The sequence below is a fragment of the Catenulispora pinistramenti genome (genome assembly GCF_018274385.1).
GTDB lineage: Bacteria > Actinomycetota > Actinomycetes > Streptomycetales > Catenulisporaceae > Catenulispora > Catenulispora pinistramenti.
In genome coordinates this window covers 1-5364 of sequence record NZ_JAAFYZ010000383.1, presented here as the reverse complement: position 1 = coordinate 5364, position 5364 = coordinate 1, and the positions used below count along the sequence as shown (strand labels likewise).

6 protein-coding genes and 2 pseudogenes are annotated in these 5364 nt (G+C 69.0%); 6 read left to right on the top strand and 2 right to left on the bottom strand.

Annotated features, from left to right (window positions below; genetic code table 11):
• The first annotated feature begins 63 nt into the window (after window positions 1-63).
• A pseudogene (locus KGQ19_RS53240) lies at window positions 64-605 on the top strand (MarR family winged helix-turn-helix transcriptional regulator).
• A gap of 164 nt (window positions 606-769) precedes the next feature.
• Window positions 770-1657, top strand: a complete 888-nt coding sequence (htpX, locus tag KGQ19_RS47285) for a zinc metalloprotease HtpX (RefSeq protein ID WP_307856731.1) — start codon at window positions 770-772, stop codon at window positions 1655-1657.
• Window positions 1658-1711: 54 nt separating this feature from the next.
• Here htpX and KGQ19_RS47280 read toward each other — a convergent pair whose 3' ends face one another.
• Complete coding sequence (locus KGQ19_RS47280; protein WP_212021967.1) at window positions 1712-2854, bottom strand: endolytic transglycosylase MltG; 1143 nt, start codon at window positions 2852-2854, stop codon at window positions 1712-1714.
• Complete coding sequence (locus tag KGQ19_RS47275) at window positions 2854-3072, bottom strand: hypothetical protein (RefSeq protein ID WP_212021965.1); 219 nt, start codon at window positions 3070-3072, stop codon at window positions 2854-2856. The genes KGQ19_RS47280 and KGQ19_RS47275 overlap by 1 nt, the downstream gene beginning before the upstream one ends.
• Before the next feature lie 241 nt (window positions 3073-3313).
• Here KGQ19_RS47275 and KGQ19_RS47270 point away from each other — a divergent pair, with 241 nt between their 5' ends.
• From KGQ19_RS47270 to KGQ19_RS47255, 4 genes and pseudogenes are all read left to right on the top strand, one after another.
• Window positions 3314-3745: a hypothetical protein gene (locus tag KGQ19_RS47270; protein ID WP_212021963.1), complete on the top strand. Its 432-nt coding sequence runs from the start codon at window positions 3314-3316 to the stop codon at window positions 3743-3745.
• A gap of 2 nt (window positions 3746-3747) precedes the next feature.
• The gene (locus KGQ19_RS47265; RefSeq protein WP_212021961.1) at window positions 3748-4458 is read left to right on the top strand and encodes a class F sortase; all 711 of its coding nucleotides are present in this window, start codon (window positions 3748-3750) and stop codon (window positions 4456-4458) included.
• 47 nt (window positions 4459-4505) lie between these two features.
• Window positions 4506-5018: an RNA polymerase sigma factor gene (locus tag KGQ19_RS47260; protein ID WP_212021959.1), complete on the top strand. Its 513-nt coding sequence runs from the start codon at window positions 4506-4508 to the stop codon at window positions 5016-5018.
• A pseudogene (locus KGQ19_RS47255) lies at window positions 5002-5364 on the top strand (hypothetical protein); the annotation flags it as partial. The gene KGQ19_RS47260 and the pseudogene KGQ19_RS47255, both read left to right, overlap by 17 nt.

Here is a 5364-nt window from a genome sequence, read left to right as displayed (position 1 = left end):
GGTATCGGGGGCGCGGGGTCGCTCGCGGAGGACATGATTTGCATTATGCAAATGAAGGAGGGCATGAGTCCGCGATCCGCCAGAACCCCGGCGAGCACCGGGAACGTGTCGGCGTCCGCGCGGCCCGGTGTCGAGCACGTCGGTGACGTCGACCGGGTCACCGACGCGGTCCTGACGGCGTCCCGGCTGCTGGTGGCGGTCTCCGCGCGTTCGCTCAACGAGGTCGAGGACAGCCTGACCCTGCCGCAGTTCCGCGCCCTGGTGGTGCTGGCCTCCGCGGCCCGCTGCGCCTGACCCACTTGGCCGAGCACCTGGCCGTCAACCCCTCCACCGCGATGCGCATGGCCGAACGGCTGGCCGCGGCCGGGATGATCGACCGCGCCCCCAACCCGGAGAACCGCCGCGAGTCCATCCTCGCCCTCACCGGCACCGGACGCCGCGTCGTGGACCAGGCCACCAGCCGCCGCCGGGAGGAGATCGCGGCGATCGTCGCGAGCATGCCCGCCGAACACCGGGACCGCTTCGTCGAGGCCCTCGAAGCGTTCAACGTGGCCGGGGGCGAACCGCCGGTCGGGCCTGACCCGATCCCCCTGGGCTGGCAGTAGCGGATCCGGGGGGAGCGGATCTGGGAGTAGCGGATCTGGGAACAGCAGATCTAGGAATTGCGGGTCGAGGACCAGGTCATCGCCTTCATAGGCGTACGGCACTGTTCCAAAGTGCCTGTCGGGGCGCATGCTGGGAGTGGGAGGAGCAGATACGAGGAGGCGCTGTGCGAAGCCGTATCCAGCCCGACCGCCGGTTGACCGTGCGGATGGGCCTGACCATGTTCCTGCTGGGACTGTTGTATGTCGCCTTCGCGGCGGCGCTGGTGGTGTTGCTCAAGTCCGTCGTGCTGATCGTGGTGATCCTCGGCGGTCTGCTGTTTGCCCAGTACTGGTATTCCGACCGGATCGCGCTCGCCGCCCTCAAGGGGCACATCGTCACGGCTGAGCAGTATCCGCAGCTGCACGCGATCGTGGACCGGCTGTGCGCCCTGGCCGACATGCCGAAGCCGAAGGTGGCCGTCGCCGAACTGGACGTGCCCAACGCGTTCGCGACCGGCCGGAACGCCGATCACGCGGTGGTGTGTGTGACGACCGGGATTCTCGGGCTGCTGGACGAGAAGGAGTTGGAGGGCGTCATCGCCCACGAGCTGACGCACGTCGCGCACCGGGACGTCGCGGTGATCACCATCGCCTCCTTCCTGGGCGTCGTGGCCGGGCTGATGATGCGCTTCACGCTGTACTCCCAGGCCTTCGGCCGGCGCCAGGACCAGAACACGGCGATGATCCTCATGGCGGTCATGGTGGTCTCGATCGCGGTCTACGCGATCAGCTTCCTGTTGATCAGGGCTCTGTCGCGGTATCGCGAGCTGGCTGCGGACCGGGACGGGGCGATCCTGACCGGTCAGCCCTCCGAGCTGGCCTCGGCGCTGGTGAAGCTGACTGATTCCGCGGCCCGGATCCCGAGTCGCGACCTGCGCAGCGTGCAGGCGTTCAACGCCTTCTTCATCAGCCCGGTCGGATCGCTGGCCGGCTTGTTCTCGACGCACCCGAAGCTGGAGCGCCGCCTGGACCAGCTCGCCAAGCTCTCCGAGCAGATGGGGCGGCCGCTCTGAGGATCGGCCGGTTCCGAAGATGCGGGAAGGAACTGCGATCTTGAAGACGCTCGTTCAGTCGCCACAAGCCCTGTTACGCGCCACCAGCTGCTTCTCGGTGAAGAATTCAGTCCCGGTCGGGGTGACGCACCAGTAGTAAGTGCTCTTATGGGTCGGTGCCAGCGCGGCCTTGATCATGTCGTCCGACGTGATGTAGACCGGCGTCGGGGGTAGGCCGTGGTGCGGGGCGTAGGTCGAGTAGGGGTTGTTCGCGTTCCGAACCTGGGTCTTCGTCGGCAGCCCGCCGTTCGGGAGGTGCCCGATCCAGTACAGCGCGGTCGAGTCGACGCCCAGGTAGTCGTTGTCCTTCAGGCGCGTGTAGACGCCCTCGGCGACTCTCTGGCCGTCGCCGGGGTCGGTGACCTCGCCCTCGGCGATGGAGCCGACGGTGAGCACCTGCTCCGGCGTGCACTTGGTGGTACCGCAGGTCAGGGTCGCGGACTTGGCGACGAAGTTGATGCTGTTCAGGAACGCTGTCCGGTTCGCGACCATCTGTTTGAGCACGCTGGCCGGGGTGTCGCTCGACGTCAGCGAGTACGTCCCCGGCTCCAGCATGCCCTCGACCGTGAACTTGTGGGTGCTGGAGTCCACCGACCAGGCGGGCAGGCCGATGGTGTTGTCGGCGATCGCCGCGTCGAAATCGGGCTGCTTCCAGTTCTTCTTGGTGATCAGCTCCGCGATGACGTCTTTCGACCACTCGTGGGAGGTCACGATGATCTGTGAGGCGTCGGACAGGTTCGACTTCTTCAACAGTTCCAGGACCGCGTTGTCGCCGGAGATCTGCGGGCAGATCGTGTAGGTGCCGGCCACGATGCCGGTCGAGCCCTGGTTCTGGTTGGCCGCGTTGACGTACGCCCGGGCGCTCTTGACCACGCCGGCGGTGTGCAGCGCGTCCGCTATCTGCTGACCGGTGGCGCCGCGCGGGACGCCGACCGCGACCTTCGCGGTCGGCTTGCAGGTCGCCGCGGCTGTGTAGTCGGGCGCGGGACCGTATTTGTCCTTGTAGTACGAGTACCCGGCGTACATGCAGCCGCTGAACAAGCTCAGGAGTCCGATCAGTACGAACAACGGCGCCCAGGGCCGCACCTTGCCACCGCGACGGCGCGGCGGTTGGTAGGCGGTCGCGTAGCCCCGGGATCGCCGATGGCCTCGGCTCATCAGTTGCCGCGCAGTCTGAGCGCGGAGTAGGCGGCGGCTGCCCCGGCGACTGCCAAGGCCGCGGTGGTTGTGACCGCTGCGCGCCAACACCACCTTCGGACCGACGGGTACGGCCCGTAGATCCCGAGCAGGCCCGCGCGGCGATACCGCAGGGCCCGGTTGTGCAGCATGCGGGAGACCTCGTCTCCGAGTTCCTCGTCACGTTCCTCGTCACTCATGTCAGGCTCCTGTCCCACTCATCACGGATCGGCCACGCTCACTGGGTAGAGCCTTGCGGCGGAGCGGAAGTTGAAAGGCCGCGAGGATTTCGTCGCGGCCGATGAGCCGGGAGCGGGTCTGCTCTGACGGCCGGCTTGAGTTCTTTGCCAACCCTTTACAACCGGACCGTGCCCGCCGTCGTCTCTACGCCTGGTTCCGCACCAACGGATCCACTGTGGATCGACCGAAGAGAGAGTCCTCATGCGTACTCGCAGTCTGCTCACCACCCTGGCCTGCACCGCGATGCTGGCCGGAGTCGGGGCGGAAACGGCGTTCGCCGACAGCACCGGCTCCGGCCAGCCCTCCAGCGCGCCGAGCACGTCCACTGCGCCCAGCGCGCAGCCCACGGCGATGCCGAGCAGCTCCGTGACCAGCACCGCGCCGAGCACTATGTCCGCCAGCCCGGTGCCCTCGACCGCGCCGCCCACCGACGCGTCCGCGAGCCCCAGCGCCGCCCCGTCCGTGCCCGGCAGCCAGATCACCTCGGTTCCGTCGGGTGCGCCGAACACCGGTGTGCCGCCGGTGGCTTCGCACAACGACGGTCAGGCCGCGGCCGTCGGCGCCGCCATGGTCGCCCTTCTGGGCGGCGGCGGCACCGTGGTGGCCCGGCGCCGGCTCAAGGGCCGGGGCTGATCTTGCGCCCAGTCTGGACGCGGGGGTGGCCGGCCTGGCTGGCCGCCCTCATGCTGGCCGGCGGGTGCGGCGCCGCTTCGGGACCGGCCGCCGCGGGGTCTGGGAGGACCGCGGGCGGGACCGGGACGACTTCGGCGTCGGCGTCCGCCGGGGCGGCTGGCGCGGCGGGCGGTTCTGTCGGCACTCCCGCAAGTGGCTCAGCGGGCGGTTCGTCGGGGAGTAAGGCGGGCGGTTCGTCGAACTCCGGCGCGATCGCGCGGTCGGTTCCGGTCCGGCTTCAGATCCCCGGTATCGGCGTCGACACCCCGGTGATCTCGCTCGGTCTGGCCTCGGACGGCACGGTGCAGGTGCCGCCGATCCAGGCGGACAGCCCGGCCGGCTGGTACCGCGGTTCGCCCACCCCGGGACAGACCGGACCGTCGGTGATCCTCGGTCATGTCACGGTCGGCAAGTTCGGCGACGGCGTCTTCCTGCGGTTGGCCAAGCTGCGGCCCGGCGACCGGGTGACGGTCGGGTTGCAGGACGGGGCTTCGGCGGACTTCACCGTGGACAGCGTGCAGACGGTCTCCAAGGACCATTTCCCCACGCAGCAGGTCTATGGGAACGTAAACCGGCCGGAATTGCGTCTGATCACTTGCGGGGGACCGCGGACCGACGACGGCTACCTCGACAACGTGGTGGTCTTCGCCTCCCTGGCCGGCAGCGCGGGTTAGGGGTCAGGGGCCGTCAGTACCATCATGTTCCGAGCATCTGGAGAGAGTTGAGCCGGTCCAAGGATTCCGGGGAGAAGGATCGGGCGGCGTCCGACCTGTTCACCGATCTCTACCCAGGCCTGGCCGGCTGGTGCCGCCGGCTGGTGGACGACGATGCCACCGCCCACGACATCGCCTCGGAGGCGTTCACCCGTCTTTGGGGACACTGGACCGCGGTGCGGGAGCCCCGCGGCTTCCTCTACGTGACGGCGGCGAACCTGGTCCGCGACCATTGGCGCAAGCTGGACCGCGAACGGCGGGCACTGCGTCAGGTCACGACCGAGGCGGAGCTGGCGCAGCGGCGGGAGGGTGCGGATGCGGCCGTGCCGGTACGGATGCTGGTGCGGTCGCTCCCGGAGCGGCTGCGCACTCCCGTTCTGCTGTACTACTACGCCGATCTCCCAGTCGGCGAGATCGCCCGGCTGATCGGGCGTAAAGAAGGAACGGTCAAGTCCGACCTACACGCGGCACGGGAACTCCTGCGCGCCGGACTCGGAGGACGTTTTGATCACGCTCATTGAGCCCGCGGACGATGATGATGACGGCATCGGCGGCATCGACGGCGACGACGCTATCGGCGGCATTGATGGCATAGACGGCATAGACGGCATTGAAGGCGACGACGAACTGACGGCGCTGCTGTGCCCCGGAGTGCATCTGCTGGCGCCCCCGCCCGGCGCGTTCCAGCAGATCCGCCGCCGCGCGGCCCGCCGCCGCCGGATCCGCGCCGCCACCACCGCCGGCGTCGGTGTCGGCACGGCGATGGCGATCGCCGTGGTCACCGTCGCCGTATGGCCCTCCGGCAACACCCTGGGGCCGACCCCGGTGGCACCGCTCGCCCCGCCGGTCCAGAAGACCTCTGTCCCC

Bases quoted from the DNA above. Each gene is read 5' to 3' on its own strand.
- KGQ19_RS47280 (WP_212021967.1), bottom strand. From the start codon at position 2,854: ATGAGCCGAGGCCATCGGCGATCCCGGGGCTACGCGACCGCCTACCAA.
- KGQ19_RS47275 (WP_212021965.1), bottom strand. From the start codon at position 3,072: ATGAGTGACGAGGAACGTGACGAGGAACTCGGAGACGAGGTCTCCCGC.
- KGQ19_RS47270 (WP_212021963.1), top strand. From the start codon at position 3,314: ATGCGTACTCGCAGTCTGCTCACCACCCTGGCCTGCACCGCGATGCTG.